Below are 16,203 nucleotides of genomic sequence, written 5' to 3' on the forward strand. Positions count from 1 at the left end.
CGTGCAGACGGACTAACCGACCCCCGGGGACCAGCCGAGGCGCCGTCGTTCCCGGGACAGGAACTCGCGCAGGCTGGTCGGTGGCCGCCCGGTGACGTCGGCCACCGTCGTGGTGACGAAGTCCTGCTCCCCCGCGCGGATCCGCGCGTCGAGTGCGGCCAGTGCCGCCGAGAAGTCGGCGGGGTAGCCTGCCGCGGCGAGGCGCGCTGCCAGTTCGTCGGTCTCCAGGTCGATGTGCCGCACACGTTCTGCGAGCACGTCGGTGACCATCTCGGCGGCCTGCGGATAGGACAGCGCTTCGGGCCCGGTCAGAACCAGCTCGCCACCCAGGTGCTCGGGGCGGATCAGGGCCTGGACCGCGACGGCGCCGATGTCGGCCGCGTCGATGAAGCCCAGCCGTCCGTTCCCGGTCGCCGTGGCGATCTCTCGGCTCCGGCGGATCCCGTCCGCCAGCGGATGGTCCCCGACGAAGTTCTGCATGAACCACGACGGCCGCAGTGCCGTGTACTCCTCGAAGGTCCGGGCGCCGAGATCGTGGATCTCGCCGAGCCCCGGGTCGCCCCGCCCGACCGCCGACGAGCTCAGCTGCACGATGCGGCGCACCCCCGCGGCCGAGGCGGCCTCGAAAAAGGGCTGCACCAACGGCATCGGCTCCGCGACACCGACCGGGGCGACGAGGTAGACGGCGTCGACACCCGCCACCGCCGAAGCGAAGGTGCGGGTATCGGCCCAGTCGAATCTCACCGCGTCGGCGTCGGCCGGCGCAGGACGCCGGCTCGCCGCACGTGCCCGCCAGCGCAGCCGACGCAGGCCGCTGACCACCCACGACCCTGTGTTGCCGGACGCTCCCGTGACGAGAACCGTTCCCGTGTCAGACATTTCGATCCTGACCGAACGCGGTCATCACCGCGTCGACGCCACCCAGCGCGACCGCGGCGGCCAGCGAGTTCCAGTAGTCCTTGTAATGCACGATGCCTTCGGGTCCGGTGGTGATCACCGAGATGTAGCCCATCCGGTATTCGCTGCCGGTCTGCAGGGCGACGCCCTCGGCGGAGAACTCCAGCACGACGGTCGCGGGGTCGAGTGTGTGGTGGCGCGCACCCTCGGTGATCGAGTCGAGCCGGATGACGCTGCCGTAGTCCTTGACGTAATCCCAGACCTCGGCCCGGCTGCGCAACACGCGGTATCCAGGCGGCGCGAACGGGAACTCCATCACGCCGTCGGGCGCCCACTGGTCGGCGAAGGCCCGCATGTCGTGGCGCCGCAGGCTGTTCAGCAGTTCATCGACGATGCGGTCGGTATGGGCGCGACGTTCGTGGTCGGTGGGCATCGGTTCTCCTTCGTTCGTTGACTGACACGATACGGAACCGTTCCGTCTCGTTGTATTATTCCGTCATGCCATCCGGACACCGGGCGCTGCGGTCTGACGTGACCGACGGAATCATCGAAGCCGTCCTCGACGAACTCGCCGACGTCGGATACGGCCGGTTGTCGATGGATGGTGTCGCCCGCCGCGCCAAGGCCGGCAAGGCCGCCCTCTACCGGCGGTGGCAGTCGAAGCAGGAGATGGTTCTCGACGCGGTGACCACCATCAGCGTGCCTGCGCTGCCCGAGACCAGCGGTGACCTACGGACCGACGTGGCGGCACTGGTGCGCGGTGTCGACGAGTGGATCAGCGATCCCCGCATGATGCGCGTGCTCCCCGACCTCCTCGCCGAGGCCGTCCGCAATACGGATCTGGCCGACGCCCTCACCGCGCGTATCGGCGTGACCCGCCGCGAATCGGGCCGCGTGGTCATCGTGACCGCGATCGAGCGCGGCGAGGTGCGCCCGGACGTGGACATCGAATACGTCCTGGATCTGATCGCGGCGCCGGTCTTCTGGCGGATCTGCGGGCGGCGGCTGCCCACCACGCCCGAATTCCTCGACCGCGTGGTCGGCACGGTCCTGGACGCCCTGCCCAGGCCGTGACCGGCCCAATTCGCCGGAGGATCTGACGGCTTCGCCGAACGGGCGTGCGCGGACCCGGCGCTGGTTAGGCTGCCGAGGATGCAGTGGTTCGTCGACAATGCCCTGCTGACGCTGTTCTTCTGCCTCGGTGTGGGCAGCCTGGTGGGCCGGGTGCGATTCGGCCCGGTCGCGTTCGGCCCGGCCGGGGCGTTGTTCGTGGCGCTGGCGCTGGCCGCCGTCGAGCCCGACGTCGCGCTGCCACCGATCGTCACCAGCCTGTCGCTGTGCGTGTTCTGCTACATGGTGGGGCTGGCCGCGGGCCCCTCGTTCGTCAGCGCGCTGCGCACCACATGGCAACCGATCGTGGTGTCCGCGGTGGCGATCGTCGCCATGGCCGCGGCCGCGCTGGGACTGGGCGCCGTATTCGATCTGGACATCGGGACGGTCGCCGGTGCGTTCGCCGGCGCCGGGACCGCGACCCCCGCACTCGGCGCCGCCCAACAGCAGCTGGCCACCGGCGACGTGATCCCGGCCGAGCCGGCCATCGGGTACGCCGTGGCCTATCCGATCACCGTGTGCCTGACCATCCTGGCCTGCTCGTACCTGATCTCGGCGGGACGCCGCAAACCGACGGCCGAAGACCGCGAGAAGGTGCCGCCGATCGGAATCCGCACCGTCGAGCTGCTCGGCGACCCCGATCTGACGGTGCACGAACTCGAGCACAGGTACCACGCGGTGATCTCGCGGCTGACCCGCGGCGGTCACACGGTGGTGGCGCGGGAATCAGAGCGGCTGGCCGACGGTGACCTGCTCACCGCCACCGCCCGCGAAGACCAGCTCGAGCGTCTCATCGCAGATCTGGGCCGGCCCGCCGAACGGGAACCGTGGCTTGATCGCAGTGAGATCGATTTCCGTCGCATCGTGTTGTCGAACCCGCAGTACGTCGGGCGGGAGCTGCGCGATGTGAAGCTGGACCAGCGGTTCGATGCCGTGGTCAGCCGGGTGCGCCGCGGCGACACCGATATCGTCGCGACGCCGGATCTCGTGCTGCAGAACGGCGATCGACTGCGGGTGACCGCGCCGCGGAAGCGGTTGGGCGAGATCACCCGCGACCTGGGCGACTCCGAACGCGCCGCCGGCGACATCAACCCGATCGGCCTCGGACTCGGCCTCGCGATCGGCCTGCTGCTGGCGCTGGTCCAGATCCCGTTGCCCGGCGGCGGCTCGCTGGTGCTGGGCACCGCGACCGCGCCGCTGGTCGTGGGAGTCGTTCTGGGGGCGTTGGGGCGCACCGGCCCGGTCATCTGGACGCTGCCGGGAAACGTGTCCAACACCTTGAATCAGTTCTCGCTGCTGATCTTTCTCGTCGCCGTCGGCACCGGCGCAGGCGGCGGGCTGGTGGCGGCGCTGGCCGACGAGGGGCTCCAACTGATCGTCCTGGCCGTCGTCGTCTCGGCGGTCCACGCGCTGATCTGTGTGGTGGGTCTGCGCACCATCCTGCGGTTCGGCACCGCCCGCGCGCTGGGCGGGCTCACTGGCTCCCAGCTCAATCCCGCCCCGTACGCCTATGCCATGGGCAAGGTCGCCGACCAACGGCTGTCGGTGGGGTATGCGGTGCTGTTCCCGGTGTCGATGATCATCAAGGTGTTCGTCGCGCAGTTGATGGTCGTCTACTTCTGACCCACCGGACGGCCCGCGCCGTGCCTCACTTCTGATCGACCAGCGCCACCGCGAAACCGTCCCAGCCCTTGGTGCCGACGGTCTGGATCGCCGCGGTGTCCAGCCGCGGGTCGGATCCCATCATGTCGAACATGGCGCGGACCGCCTTCGCCTGTTCGTCGTCGGGCGCGGGGTCGAGGACGCGGCCACCACGGGCGATGTTGTCCACCACGATCACCGTCCCCGGGTGCCCCAGGGTGATCGCCCACTCGACGTAGGAGACGTTGTTCTCCTTGTCGGCGTCGATGAACACCAGGTCGAAGGTGTCCCCGCGCTGCTGCAGTGTGGGCAGTGAGTCCAGCGCCGCCCCGACGACGATCTCCACCCGATCGGCGACCCCGGCGCGTTCCAGATTGCCGCGGGCGACGTCGGCGTGCGCCTGCGCGTACTCCAGTGTCACCACCGAGCCGTCCGCGCCGACCGCGCGGGCCAGCGCGATGGTGCTGTAGCCGCCGAGCGTGCCGATCTCCAGCACCCGGCGCGCCCCGGAGATCCGCACCAGCAGTGACAGCAGCTTCGCGTGCTGGGCCGACACCTCGATGCGCGGCAGGCCCGCGGCGTCGGCGGATGCGCGCGCGGCGCGCAGCGCGTCGTCCTCGCTGTGCAGGACGTCGGTGAACAGGTTGTCGAGCGCGGCCCAGTCAGACGCTGCCGCTCTATCAGACGCTGCTGCCCTATCAGACGAAGTCACCCCAGCGACGTTAACCGATCACCTTGCGGATCTTCGTCCCTCGGGGATAGGCCAGCACCATCGGGGCGGCTCCCGGGCTGCGCGGTTCGGAGGTCAGCACCACCCGGGGCTCGTCGCCGTAGGCCACGGTGTTCACGTGCTCGACGTGCGCGACCCGGAACCGCTGCGGGTTCGGATCGTCGTCGCTCGTCATCGCCAGCACGTCCCCGGGGACGAGGTCCTCGACCGCCACGTAGGTCGTCTGGTCCGGCATCAGCGCACCCCCTCCTTCGCGTAGACCACCCTCAACACGTGGGCCACCTCCGGACCCATCACAGCACTGGCGAGCTCACAGTGCGCGGCAACGAACTCCGGGCCGTGCGGCGGGTCGCTGCGGCACACGTGGTGGGCGAGTTCGTGCAGCACCACCAGTTCCCGCAGCGCCCAGCTCGACCGGCCCTGCGGCACCGCGATCGTCGCGCCGTCGTCGGTCCATTCGTAGTGCGCGGCCGCCGCGCCGCGGCGCGACCGCACCCGCACCGGACCCGCGTCCGGCCAGCGTTGCCGTACCGCCGGATGCGCCAGCACCTCGTCGACGTAGGCCTGCACGGAGTGCGCCGAGGCGAACCGCGCCTCCGGCGGCAACGTCAGGGAGGTGCCGAAGAAGTCCACCACCGGGTTGCCGCGTTCGGCGGCCCGGTCGAACATGGTGCGCACGAATCCCTCTGCGGCATACACCTTTGCGCGCTGCGCGTCGCGGGTCATCGCTCCAGGGCTGACCTCGCGCCGGTGAGCTCGGTCTCCCCACCCAGCCGGGCCCGCCGCCCCGCCCGGTCGCCGGCACGGCGCGCGTCCGACGAGTACCCGGCGGTGGCGCTGGAGGCCCGCCAGGTTCCCCGCGCCTTCGACGTCTGCCGGTAGTAGTCCTTGAGCTCAAGATCCTTGTTGCGCAACGCGATCGCGGTGCCCGGAATCGCATCCGGCCCGCTGCTGGCCTCACGCTGGGCCTGCTCGCGCGCCTCGGCGAGCCGCTTGCCGATCCGCGCGCCGAACGCCAGCTGGAAGTTGATGCGCGCGGTGATCGTCGGGGTCGGCCGATGTGCGCCCGAGGCGATGTAGTCCTGCGAGGCCCGCACCATCTGCATCACCAGGCTGGTGTACAGCGCGTGGGTGGCATCAATGTCCTCGGGAAAACCGTAGGCGTATACGAACGTCGAGTTCGACGCCACATCGCATTTGACGTCGTTGGCGGCGGCGATCACCACGAACAGCTGCACATAGGTGCGCAGCCCACGGGCGCCGGGCTCACCGATGGTGACGGTGCGCTGCACCGGGTCCTGGGCCTTGGTCCGTTTGTCGCTGTGGTCGCGGGCCACGGCCAGGTCGATCGACGTCGCGGTGGCCAGCCGCTGCGCCGCGGCCATGAAGGCCTCGGCCTCGTGCGGGTTGTCGGTGCCCTCGGCCTGGCGCAGCAGTGCCGCGATCCGGCCCAGCATCTTCTCGTCTGTGCTCATGACGGCGACGCTAGGCCCAGGGTGTGACGCCGCACCGCCGCGCACGTATCCGTCATCCCCACAGCCGAATTCATCCCCAGGCTCACTTGCCGGCGAACCCGTCCACCGCCGTCACCAGCTGATCGGACAGCGGCTCCTGCTTGGCGTAGTTGGCGATGTTGTCGGTCGGGTCGTCGCGCAGCACATGGTTGACGCCGGTGAGTTCCACGACCGTCAGTTCGGTGTGCTCCAACGCGTCGACGAGCGGCTTCATCGTGTCGCAGCGCGCCTGGCTGTCGGCGTCCGAACAGGTCAGCAACACCGGGGTGCCGGCGGGGATCGCCGCGGCCAGTTCGACCGGGTCGACCTTGTCGGCCTCGACCACGGCGGTGACGTTGCCGGGGTTGACGATCGCGCTCAGCCCGTCGGGCAGGTCGGCGGGAACGGTTCCCTTGGTACGGATCTCCTCGACCGCGGTCCGCCACTTCGCGATCGTCTCCGGTGAGCCGTCAGCCGTCACCCGGTTGGTGATGATGTCGAGGTAGCGGCCGGGCAGCGGCTGGAACAGCCCGAGCGAGTGCACCTTCGGCGCCCCGTCGCCGGTGTCACCGGCCAGCGCCATCGCGTGCACGGCGCCCTCACCGAGGGCGTAGACCGAGATCCGCTCGGCGTCGGTGGCGGGCTGTTCGGCCAGGAAGCGCACCGCGGACCTGGCTCCGGAGGTGTAGACCGCGCTGACGACGTCGTTCGGGGTGTCCTTGAACGGGCCGAGCCCGGTGCGGCCGGTACCCACCTTGTCGTAGCGCAGGGTGGCGACACCACGCTCGGAGAGCAGGTCGGCGATCTGGCGCATGTTGCCGATCGGTCCCGCGACGACGTTGTCCCCGTTGCGGTCGGTGCCGCCGCTCTCGGAGATCAGCAGCGCCGCGGGCGCGGTCTGGCCGTCGTCGCGGAAGTGGTAGGTGCCGTGCAGCGTCAGGCCGTCGGCCTCGAACGTCACCTCCTCGTCGACCCAGCCCTGCCCGGCGGCGTCGTCCCCCTTCGAGCACCCGACCACCAACAACGTCAGCGAAAGCGCTACAGCGGCAACTCTTCTCACAGTTTCGACTCGATCCATGCGGTCACGTCGTCGAGCACCAGATCCTTCTCCGGTTCGTTGAACACCTCGTGGAAGAGGCCGGGATACTCCTTCAGGTGCACGTCGGGGGACCCGACGCACTCGACCAGCTGTCGGCTGCCCTCGACCGGGATCAGCCGGTCCTTGTCGCCGTGCACCACCAGCAGCGGCGCGGTGATCGCGGCGGCGCGCTGGGGCATCGTCTCGCCGACGGTGATCAGCGCGCGACCCACCCCGGCGGGCAGCTTCCCGTGGTGGACCAGCGGATCGTTCTCGTAGGCGGTCACCACCTGCGGGTCGCGCGACACCGCGTCGGCGGGCAGGTTCTCCGCAGGCAGGCCCGGGGCGATCCGGCCGAAGACCTTGGCCAGTGCGCGCTTGGCCGGTGGCACCGACGCGTGGGCGGCGACCGCGGGCCCCGACAGCACCATCGCGTCGTAGTCGTCGGGATGTTCGACGCCGTAGGTGAACACGATGCCGCCGCCCATGCTGTGGCCCACCACGACGATTTTCAGGCCGGGGTGCTCGGAGCGGGCGATGCCGACCAGGGTGTGGAAGTCCTCGGCGTACTCGCTGATGTCGCGGACGTAGACCCGCTTGCCGCCCGAGCGCCCGTGCCCGCGGTGGTCGAGCGCGTAGGTGACCAGGCCGGCCTCGGCGAACCGCGCGGCCACGTGGTCGTAGCGGCGGGCGTGTTCGGCGTATCCGTGGGCCAGCACGACGACGCCGGTGGGCGCGGTGTCGGGGGTCCAGACGTCGTACACGATCCGGACACCGCCGATGCCGTCGAAACTGCGTTCGGTGTGGGTGACGGCCATGCCAGGGAGACTATCGGGCCGGGCTGCCGACCCGCTTTACGCGGACCTTGCGCAGACCGATGAACTTGTCACACCCGGTGCGTAGGCTGCTTTTCGTGACCGTCTTGGCTCTCGACGAGGGCGGTGCCCGCGACGCATTTCTCGCCGATGCACAGAAGTACCGGCGGGAGCTGCTGGCGCACTGCTACCGGATGACCGGCTCGCTGCACGATGCGGAAGATCTCGTCCAGGAAACCTATCTACGGGCCTGGAAGTCGTACGACAACTTCGAAGGCAAATCCTCGGTCCGGACGTGGCTGTACCGGATCGCGACGAACACGTGCTTGACGGCGCTCGACGGCCGCAAGCGCAGACCGCTCCCGTCGGGTCTCGGCGGGCCGGCCGCCGATCCGTACGCGGACCTGACCGAGCGCCATGAGATCGCCTGGCTCGAGCCGATCCCCGATGCCCCGCACGAGGACCCCGCCGACCCGTCGGTGATCGCGGAGTCCCGCGAGTCGGTGCGGCTGGCGTTCATCGCCGCGCTGCAGCACCTGCCGCCGCGCCAGCGTGCGGTGCTGGTGTTGCGCGAGGTCCTGCAGTGGAAGGCGGCCGAGGTCGGCGAGGCCATCGGCGTGTCGACGGCGGCGGTCAACAGCCTGCTGCAGCGGGCCCGCGCACAGATCGACGAGGTGTCCCCGTCGCGCGACGATCAGCCCGTCGCCCCGGAGTCACCGGAGGCCGCCGACACCCTCGCGCAGTACATGGCGGCGTTCGAGTCCTATGACATGGACCGGCTCGTCGAATTGTTCACCGCCGACGCGGTGTGGGAGATGCCGCCGTTCGACAGCTGGTACTCCGGCCCCGCCGACATCATCGCGCTGTCGAAGAACCACTGCCCCGCCGAGAAGCCCGGCGACATGCGCTTCCTGACCACCACGGCGAATCGGCAGCCGGTCGCGGCGATGTACATGCGCAACCCGCAGACCGATGCGCACGAGGCCTTTCAGCTGCACGTGCTCGATATGACCACTGCGGGCGTCGCGCACGTGGTCGCCTTCATGGACGTCTCACTGTTCGCGAAGTTCGGCCTACCCGAAGCACTCTGAGCTCTCAGGTAGCGGGGCGGGGGGCGCGCAGCCTGGAGAGCACCGTGGCGAGCGCGGCACCGAACTCGCGCTGCTCGGCCGGGGTGAGCCCGTCGAACACCACCGAGCGGACCAGGTCCACGTGCCCGGGCGCGGCGGTGTGCAGCGCCGCCAGCCCGGCGTCGGTGAGCGTGACGCTCGCGCCGCGCCGGTCGTCGCCGTCGCTCTCGCGCTCGACCAGGCCGCGCCCACGCATCCGGCGCAGCTGATGCGACAGCCGGCTCTGCTCCCACCCGATCAGCTCACCGAGTTCGTTGATGCGCATCGGGCCGTGTTCGGACAGCGCCACCAGCACGTCGTAGTCGGACAGCGACAGTTCGCAGTCCTGTTGCAGCTGACGATGCATCGCGGTGTGCAGCCTGCTGGTCAACGCCAGGTAGTCACGCCAGATCTGCTGCTGCTCGTCAGTGAGCCACTCCATTCCACCCAGCGTAACCCCGGAATATATGACACGTCATGGATGTTGTCGGGCGCAGGGCAGCCACCTAGGCTGTCAGGGACTCCGAAGGGATTCGTCATGACCAGCACCCGCAGCACTGTCGACATCCGGCGCGCCGGCGACCGTGCCAGCACCCGGATCGATTGGCTGGACTCCAAGCACTCGTTCTCGTTCGGCGACCACTACGACCCCGGCAACACCCACCATGGGCTGCTGCTGGTCAACAACGACGACCGGGTGGCACCGGCCGCTGGATTCGATACCCACCCGCACCGCGACATGGAGATCGTGACCTGGGTGCTGCGCGGTTCCCTGGTACACCAGGACTCGACGGGACATTCGGGGGTCATCTACCCGGGCCTGGCCCAGCGGATGTCGGCCGGCCGCGGGATCCAGCACTCCGAGAAGAACGACTCCTGGACCCTGACCGGCGAACAATCCCACAGCGAGCCAGTACATTTCGTTCAGATGTGGGTGGTCCCCGACGAATCCGGCATCACGCCGGGCTATCAGCAGTTGGAGATCGACGACGAACTGTTGCGTGGTGACCTGGTGACCATCGCCTCGGGGATGCCCCAGCACAGCGACGCGGCGGCGATCTCGATCCGCAACCGGTACGCCGCGCTGCACGGCGCCCGGCTCGAACCCGGCCAGAGTGTCGAGCTTCCCGACGCCCCGTACCTGCACCTGTTCGTGCCGCGCGGCGCCGTCGTCCTCGAAGGCGCCGGTGCGCTACTCGAGGGCGACGCGGTGCGGTTCACCGCATCCGGCGGCCAGCGCGTCACCGCCACCGAACCCGCCGAGATCCTGGTCTGGGAGATGCATGCGAGACTCGGTGCCGCATAAACGAATCGGCGCCCTGCTCGCGGCGTCGGCGGTGCTGGCCGGATGCGCGGAGTCCCCGCAGACACCCGAGACCACGACACCGCGACCGGCCACCACGGAGACGACCGCCGCGGCCCCGGCCGCCGGGTTCGGCCCCGTCGCCGTCGAGGTCCGCGACGACCTGACCCAGGCGCCGTTCGACGAACCCCGCGAAGCCGTGGTCCCCGACGGTTGGACGATGTCGGTGTGGGCGCGCACGTCGCGGCCGCGCCTGATGGCCTGGGCACCCGACGGCACACTGCTGGTATCGGTGCCCAGCACCGGCCAGGTAGTGCGGTACGTGCCGCGCGGCGCCGACGCGCCCGAGGAGTCCGTGCTGCTCGACGACCTCGACGAACCGCACGGGCTGGCCTTCGACGGCACCACGCTGTATATCGCCGAAAGCGACCAGGTCAACGCCTACGACTATGCCGACGGTGCGGCGAGCAACGCGCGCGTGGTCGCCGGCGGTCTGCCCGATGACCGCAGCCCGGATCTGCGCGGCGCGTACTCGCACGTGCTCAAGAGCGTCGCCGTCGGCCCCGACGGCGCGGTGTACTTCTCGATTGGTTCCACGGGAAACATTTCCGCAGGCGACCGGACCGCGACGCCGCCGCGGGCGACCATCATGCGGGTGCCGCCCGACGGCGGGCCCGCCGAGCCCTTCGCGACCGGCGTCCGTAACGGCACCGGTCTGGCCGTCGCCCCCGACGGCGCGGTCTGGGTCGCCAACAACGGCCGCGACAACGTCGCGTTCCCCGAACCCGGGCCGTCCTACGGCAAGGTGCTGCCCGACTACGTCGGCGACAACCCGCCCGAGCAGGTCGCCAAGCTCACCGCGGGCCGCGAACTCGGCTGGCCGTACTGCAACAACGTCGGCGGACCCGCCGACCTGCCGTTCGTCCGGGACGTCCAGACCAACCCCGACGGCGCGCAGTTGGACTGCGATGCGCTACCCCCGGTCGAGCAGAGCATGGGGGCGCATTCGGCGCCGCTGGGGCTGAGCTTCACCGACGGACGGTTGCCCGAGCCGTTCGCGCTGGGTGCGCTCGTCGGCGTGCACGGGTCGTGGAACCGGCAGCCGCCGCGCGCCCCCGAGGTGTCGTTCTACCCGTGGCGGGACGGCGGGCTCGGCGATCAGCAGACCCTCGTCGGTGGCTTCCAGGCCGAGGACGGCTCCCGCTGGGGCCGACCGGTGGCCGCGGTGGTCGGGCCCGACGGTGCGGTCTACATCACCGACGACGCCGCCGACGCGATCTACCGAGTGACGCCGCCTTAGCCCCCACACCGTCTCCTCACCGCTTACCGCGAGCGTGCGTGTCTGCGGCCGACACGCCGGGCGATTGCCTGCTTTTACGCACGCTCACCGGGGACAGTCGCGAGATTAACGAGGACTGACGACATCTGCCGCTCGGTGTCGGCGGCGCGCTGCCGCAGCACCAGCCTGATCAGTGGCCTGAAAATCCATGCGGTGCCGTAGGTTTCGACGTCAGATCGGTAGGTGATCGTCGACCCCGCGCCTTTGGGTTCGACCGTGATCGTGTCGGTGGTCCGCGCGGACTGGTTCTCCCCGACGAACACCAGCCGGCGCTCGGTGACGTCGTCGAGCCGGTAGGTCAGCTCGACAGTCAGGCCGAGCAGCTTGGACACGTGGTGCCAGTAGGCGCCTTCGGTGATGGGACCGGTGTCGATGCGCGCACAACTGCGGGTGCCGGGATCCCACTCCTCGGCGTGCCGGAAGTCCTTCAGGTACTCCAGCGTCAGGGCAGGCGGTGAATCGACGGTGAAGGTTCGGGACACGGTGGACATGGATTCCGGATACCCGTTGCGCCGATCGCCGACCCGGATCAGGCATTGCGCCTGACAGCAAAGGCGTCGGCGACCTGCTCGGAATCAACCTGTGATGCCTCTGTGACGAAAGTTGACAGTGGTTCTGCTGGGATTATTGTTATTACGCCTGATCCGTAGTCCCGATAGGAGCCGCCGGTGACGACTCCGACCGCAAACATCCGGCGCCTCCTGGCCAACGCCCGGGTGCTCGCCGCCGCGACGATGTGTGCCGCCGTGCTCGCCACGGCCGGTGCCCCGCAGGCGCACGCGGCCAGTGCGCGGGAACTGCTGGCCGCTGCGATCGCGAACACCCGGGGCTCGTATCTGGTCTACAACTTCGGCGGCGGGTTCCCCGCGCCGATGCTCAACGCCGCGGGCAACTGGTACGAGATGAGCAACGGCGGCCGGCTGATGATCATCAAGTCGGCCTCACAGCGGCTCGCGCCGCGCCTGCTCGCCGATTCGCATACCGGCTATCAGGCGCGCTGCGAACGGGATCCGCGGGCCCGCACCGGAGAAGGGTTGTGGCAGGCGTCGGAGATCTACTCCCCGATCGAGGCGTGGCAGGCGCTCGGGCAGCCGACGATCGCGATCAACGCCAACTTCTTCGATGTGCGCGGCCAGAAGGGCGGGTCGTGGAAGACGACGGGCTGCAGCTCACCGCTCGGGGCGTATGTCGACAACACGCGAAACCTGGGCCGCACCAACACGAAGGTGACGGGCACGCTGGCCTACGCGGGTAAGCAGGGGCTCTCCGGCGGCAACGAGAACTGGATGGCGTTGTCGACGATGATCCTGCCGGTGCAGGGGACGCCGTTCGTGGTGCCGCCGCGCAATGACGACGACTTCGACGCGGCCACCCCGGTGGTGGCCCGGCTGATCGAGGCGGGCACGCGGTTCGTCGCGGTGGCGGGCATCGGGTTGCTCGCGCCCGGGGACACCGGCCAGCTCAACGATCCCGGTCCCAGCGCCGCGCGCACGGCGCTCGCGTACGCCAAGGACCGCGACGAAATGTACGTGTTCCAGGGCGGCAGCTACACGCCTGATCAGATCCAGGATCTGTTCCGCGGCTTGGGAAGTGACACCGCGGTGCTGCTCGACGGCGGCGGCTCGTCGGCGATCGTGCTGCGCCGCGATACCGGCGGCATGTGGGCCGGCGCGGGCTCTCCGCGCGGCTCCTGCGACACGATGGCCGTGCTGTGCGATTCACGCGAGCGCGCGCAGCCCGCCTGGCTCGCGTTCAACTAGGGGTCACGTCGGCACCGCGAGCGCGCGTGTCTGTACGTTGGCGCGCCGGGCTTTTCGTGCATTGGCGCGCGGTCGTGGGGGGTGAGGGGCGCGTGACTGCGCTGCTTCAGAGTGCCCATTGCACACTCAAGCATCGTGCAGTGATTTCGCCTCATCCTTCTCGCCGGGCATTCGTCGCTCGTTCATTTGCTGGCATTCGCTTCCACCGTCCGGACGGGCGCGGGTCAAACCGTCGGCCATCGCGGCACGTTTCACCCAGGTACACGGAGGGATATAAAGTTCGGGTCAGGACATGCCCCCGTCACGACGTCACGTGTTGGCGCCATCTAAGCACCTCATGCATCGGCTCCGCAGCCTGAATCGAGCGAAGGCCAACTCAGCCAGCAACATCTGGCTCGACTCGGGGCGGTGTGCGTGTTCGATTCCACCCTCTTGCCATAACGGTGTCGCCTTCGGAGAGATCGGCCGGCTATCTGCCGGTGGCACACTGGCGTCTGCAACCGCTGGTTGGTGGGGTGGGAGATCAAAAAGGTCTCTGAAATGCTGCTCCTCCGGGCAAAGGGGGACCCACGAGTCAACTACCCGCTACTTGCCTGCCCTAAAGGACCAGGAAATGCTCCGCCTCTCGATGCCGTCACCGCAACGGGGGACGTGCGGCCTCACTGACAACGAGAAGCCGCTTCGGCAAAAGCTGGCTATTGCGAATCGCCACCTTTCAACTGCCGCTGTGAGTAAGCTGTCACCCACCTGTAGGGGAGCAGGTAGTTTCGAGGGGGAGTTTTATGGCACAGCCGACAGCAGGTTGGTATCCCGATCCGTCGGATCCGAGCCGACAACGCTATTTCGATGGCAGGACGTGGACGGAGAACTACGCACCCTTCCCACCGCCACCAGCAGGTATTAGCCAGCCTGTGAAGTCGGGTATGTCTCCGGGATTGAAGATCGGCCTCGGATTGGGTGCGGTGGTACTGGCGTTCATCGCCATCGGCAGTATCGGCGGCAATGACAAGGGTTCCGAAACCAAATCCACCCCGTCGAGTCGAAACGCCGCAGCGTCCGAACCCTCTATCTCCGTAATTGAGCCAGCCGCCGACCGTGACGTGCCTGCACCAGTAGGGTCGTCGGTCCGCGACGGAAAGTTCGAGTTTCAAGTGCTGGGCGTCGAGCGAGGGGCAACATCGATTGATGATGTGTTCGGCCCTGAGATCGCGAAGGGTGAGTTCTTCACCGTGAAACTCAGGGTGACAAACATCGGCGATGATGCTCGCAGTTTCTCGGCCACCAATCAGAAGCTGATCATCGACGGAAACGAGTACGAGGCGACCAGCATTATGGATGACGGTTGGATGGAGGACATCAATCCGGGTCTTTCGATCAATGCGTCGGCCACATTCGATATCCCACCTGGCGCAGTGCCTTCAGCCATCGAGTGCCACGATTCGATGTTCTCCGGAGGAGCGTTACTCGGGCTCTGATGCCCCAGCGGCGATGCCGCGATTCTGTTACCACCCGTCTCCTAAGACGCATCCCAGAGGAGTCTCTCGATGAAGAAAAAACCCCTATTAATCGGCGTTTCGAGCCTCTTGTTTACGAGCGTTGCGTTTGCGGCGCCGGCGATCGCACAAGCCTGGACAATGCCGAACTTGATCGGGGTGGATCTCCAGGGGGCTCAGGACGCGGTCCAATCCGTATCTGGCGGAGCAGTTTGGTATAGCGGCTCGACCGACCTGACGGGGCAAGACCGCGCCCAGATCCTCGACCGTGCATGGGTAGTGTGTACGTCGAGTCCGCCGCCTGGTTCTTCGTTCTCGACGCAGACCAAGATCGAGTTTGGCGTTGTCAAGAAGGACGTCGAATCCTGTCCTTGACCACGTGCTTACCGCGACTCCGTTCCTCGCGACTGGCGACGTACGCAGTGAGGTAGTCGTGGACCTGGCAACGGCACACGCTGCCACAGTCCCATTTGAATTCTCCTGCATCGCAGGCAAAGTGAGTGCGAGGTGCATTCATGCCCGACCCCCCAGGTCTAGGACTAACCCCAATCAGTGGACACGCCTTAGCTTCTAGCTAGTCAGCGGCATCCCGTCTCTAAGAAGCTTTGGAGCACGATGGATCGACTCCGAATATCGGGAACTGCTCTCTAATGACCGGCTTCGTTCTAGCGCCGCGAGCGTGCGGTCTCGCACGCCCCGACACGGAGTGTCGCCGTGCAGACCCGCGCGCTCGGCGGGCCTACCCCGCCGTCTCCCCCACGCTCGGACCGAACGCGAAGATCGCGGTGCTGACCGCGACGATCGCCGCCGCCAGCGCGATGATCGGCGCGACCGTGAACAAAGTCAGCGTCGCGCCCACTGCGGCACCGGCCAGCATTGTCGCCACCACGCCGTAGCGCAGCTTCTCCCCTTCCCCGGTTCCGCCGGCCAATCTGCTGTCGAAACCCAGCCCGACGATCGTCGACGTCAGCACCGTCGTCGACAGCTCCTGGATTCCGAACTGGCGCGCCGTCGCGTTCTGGCTGCCGAAAGTGACTGCGAGACCGGCGATCAACACCAATTTCGAATCGTCGTGGTAGTGCACCACACCCAAACCCGCCAGCACGGCGAGCGCCAGGAGCGCAACGACTTCAAGACCGAGCGCCGTCGTCAGCCACAACCTCACGTTGTGATCGAGGTGCCTCGCCAGCCGCCCGCCGACGATCGTCCCGATCACGAACCCCGCGAACGCGACGACCGCCGCCGTCAGATCCACCCCGGAATGCGGCACGAACCAGAAGCCCAGGAACACAACGTTTCCCGTCATGTTCGCGACGAACACGTGGCCGAGGACCAACACACTGACGGCGTCGATCAACCCCGTCGTGAACGTCAGCAACAGCAGGGCGGTGACCGTCTGTCGGCGCGAGACCGGCGAGGGGAACGCCACGGCCGA

Annotated in this window: 19 protein-coding genes; 8 read left to right on the forward strand and 11 right to left on the reverse strand. The window is 68.3% G+C overall.

Annotation, left to right across the window (positions count from 1 at the left end):
- Window positions 1-12 precede the first annotated feature (12 nt).
- Both BST38_RS16105 and BST38_RS16110 read right to left on the reverse strand, forming a co-directional pair.
- Window positions 13-879, reverse strand: coding sequence for an NAD(P)H-binding protein (locus BST38_RS16105; RefSeq protein ID WP_083144340.1), 867 nt, complete (start codon window positions 877-879; stop codon window positions 13-15).
- Window positions 872-1,330, reverse strand: coding sequence for a nuclear transport factor 2 family protein (locus BST38_RS16110; RefSeq protein WP_083144341.1), 459 nt, complete (start codon window positions 1,328-1,330; stop codon window positions 872-874). Before BST38_RS16110 ends, BST38_RS16105 begins: the two co-directional genes overlap by 8 nt.
- 65 nt (window positions 1,331-1,395) lie before the next feature.
- Between BST38_RS16110 and BST38_RS16115 the strand changes: the two genes are divergently transcribed.
- Together BST38_RS16115 and BST38_RS16120 are read left to right on the forward strand one after the other, a co-directional pair.
- Complete coding sequence (locus tag BST38_RS16115; protein WP_083144342.1) at window positions 1,396-1,971, forward strand: TetR-like C-terminal domain-containing protein; 576 nt, start codon at window positions 1,396-1,398, stop codon at window positions 1,969-1,971.
- Window positions 1,972-2,049: 78 nt separating this feature from the next.
- A complete protein-coding gene (locus tag BST38_RS16120) occupies window positions 2,050-3,630 on the forward strand; it encodes an aspartate-alanine antiporter-like transporter (protein WP_083144343.1) in 1,581 nt (526 codons plus the stop codon).
- A 25-nt stretch (window positions 3,631-3,655) separates the two neighbouring features.
- Here the strand turns inward: BST38_RS16120 and BST38_RS16125 are convergent, their stop codons facing one another.
- The 6 genes from BST38_RS16125 to BST38_RS16150 all read right to left on the reverse strand — a co-directional run bounded on the left by BST38_RS16125 (window position 3,656) and on the right by BST38_RS16150 (window position 7,767).
- On the reverse strand, window positions 3,656-4,360 hold the full coding sequence (locus BST38_RS16125) for an O-methyltransferase (protein WP_083144344.1): 705 nt from the start codon (window positions 4,358-4,360) through the stop codon (window positions 3,656-3,658).
- A 10-nt stretch (window positions 4,361-4,370) separates the two neighbouring features.
- On the reverse strand, window positions 4,371-4,613 hold the full coding sequence (locus BST38_RS16130; protein WP_083144345.1) for a hypothetical protein: 243 nt from the start codon (window positions 4,611-4,613) through the stop codon (window positions 4,371-4,373).
- Window positions 4,613-5,104 carry a TIGR04338 family metallohydrolase gene (locus BST38_RS16135; RefSeq protein ID WP_083144346.1) on the reverse strand — a complete coding sequence of 164 codons (492 nt, stop codon included), beginning with the start codon at window positions 5,102-5,104 and terminating at the stop codon, window positions 4,613-4,615. Before BST38_RS16135 ends, BST38_RS16130 begins: the two co-directional genes overlap by 1 nt.
- Window positions 5,101-5,853, reverse strand: coding sequence for a DUF2786 domain-containing protein (locus tag BST38_RS16140; RefSeq protein ID WP_083144347.1), 753 nt, complete (start codon window positions 5,851-5,853; stop codon window positions 5,101-5,103). The genes BST38_RS16135 and BST38_RS16140 overlap by 4 nt, the downstream gene beginning before the upstream one ends.
- Before the next feature lie 82 nt (window positions 5,854-5,935).
- Entirely contained in the window at window positions 5,936-6,949 is a 1,014-nt protein-coding gene (locus tag BST38_RS16145; RefSeq protein ID WP_181791981.1) for an alpha/beta hydrolase, read from the reverse strand.
- On the reverse strand, window positions 6,928-7,767 hold the full coding sequence (locus tag BST38_RS16150; protein ID WP_083144349.1) for an alpha/beta hydrolase: 840 nt from the start codon (window positions 7,765-7,767) through the stop codon (window positions 6,928-6,930). The genes BST38_RS16145 and BST38_RS16150 overlap by 22 nt, the downstream gene beginning before the upstream one ends.
- A 59-nt stretch (window positions 7,768-7,826) precedes the next feature.
- On the opposite strand from BST38_RS16150, the gene BST38_RS16155 reads away from it, so the two are divergent.
- Entirely contained in the window at window positions 7,827-8,855 is a 1,029-nt protein-coding gene (locus BST38_RS16155; protein WP_420872516.1) for a sigma-70 family RNA polymerase sigma factor, read from the forward strand.
- 4 nt (window positions 8,856-8,859) lie between these two features.
- On the opposite strand, the gene BST38_RS16160 is transcribed toward BST38_RS16155, so the two are convergent.
- Entirely contained in the window at window positions 8,860-9,315 is a 456-nt protein-coding gene (locus tag BST38_RS16160) for a MarR family winged helix-turn-helix transcriptional regulator (protein ID WP_083144350.1), read from the reverse strand.
- Window positions 9,316-9,411: 96 nt separating this feature from the next.
- Between BST38_RS16160 and BST38_RS16165 the strand changes: the two genes are divergently transcribed.
- A complete protein-coding gene (locus BST38_RS16165) occupies window positions 9,412-10,179 on the forward strand; it encodes a pirin family protein (RefSeq protein ID WP_083144351.1) in 768 nt (255 codons plus the stop codon).
- A complete protein-coding gene (locus tag BST38_RS16170; protein ID WP_083144352.1) occupies window positions 10,157-11,476 on the forward strand; it encodes a PQQ-dependent sugar dehydrogenase in 1,320 nt (439 codons plus the stop codon). Before BST38_RS16165 ends, BST38_RS16170 begins: the two co-directional genes overlap by 23 nt.
- 74 nt (window positions 11,477-11,550) lie before the next feature.
- On the opposite strand, the gene BST38_RS16175 is transcribed toward BST38_RS16170, so the two are convergent.
- Window positions 11,551-12,006, reverse strand: coding sequence for an SRPBCC family protein (locus tag BST38_RS16175; protein ID WP_083144353.1), 456 nt, complete (start codon window positions 12,004-12,006; stop codon window positions 11,551-11,553).
- A 177-nt stretch (window positions 12,007-12,183) separates the two neighbouring features.
- Here BST38_RS16175 and BST38_RS16180 point away from each other — a divergent pair, with 177 nt between their 5' ends.
- The 3 genes from BST38_RS16180 to BST38_RS16190 all read left to right on the forward strand — a co-directional run bounded on the left by BST38_RS16180 (window position 12,184) and on the right by BST38_RS16190 (window position 15,143).
- Window positions 12,184-13,275 carry a phosphodiester glycosidase family protein gene (locus BST38_RS16180; protein WP_083144354.1) on the forward strand — a complete coding sequence of 364 codons (1,092 nt, stop codon included), beginning with the start codon at window positions 12,184-12,186 and terminating at the stop codon, window positions 13,273-13,275.
- A 782-nt stretch (window positions 13,276-14,057) separates the two neighbouring features.
- On the forward strand, window positions 14,058-14,750 hold the full coding sequence (locus BST38_RS16185; protein ID WP_083144355.1) for a DUF4352 domain-containing protein: 693 nt from the start codon (window positions 14,058-14,060) through the stop codon (window positions 14,748-14,750).
- A gap of 69 nt (window positions 14,751-14,819) precedes the next feature.
- On the forward strand, window positions 14,820-15,143 hold the full coding sequence (locus tag BST38_RS16190; protein WP_110781772.1) for a hypothetical protein: 324 nt from the start codon (window positions 14,820-14,822) through the stop codon (window positions 15,141-15,143).
- 364 nt (window positions 15,144-15,507) lie between these two features.
- Here the strand turns inward: BST38_RS16190 and BST38_RS16195 are convergent, their stop codons facing one another.
- Window positions 15,508-16,197, reverse strand: a complete 690-nt coding sequence (locus tag BST38_RS16195) for a YoaK family protein (protein ID WP_083144357.1) — start codon at window positions 16,195-16,197, stop codon at window positions 15,508-15,510.
- Window positions 16,198-16,203 lie beyond the last annotated feature (6 nt).

Origin of the sequence: Mycolicibacterium parafortuitum, from assembly GCF_002086815.1 — a bacterium.
GTDB classification, from domain to species: Bacteria; Actinomycetota; Actinomycetes; order Mycobacteriales; family Mycobacteriaceae; genus Mycobacterium; species Mycobacterium parafortuitum.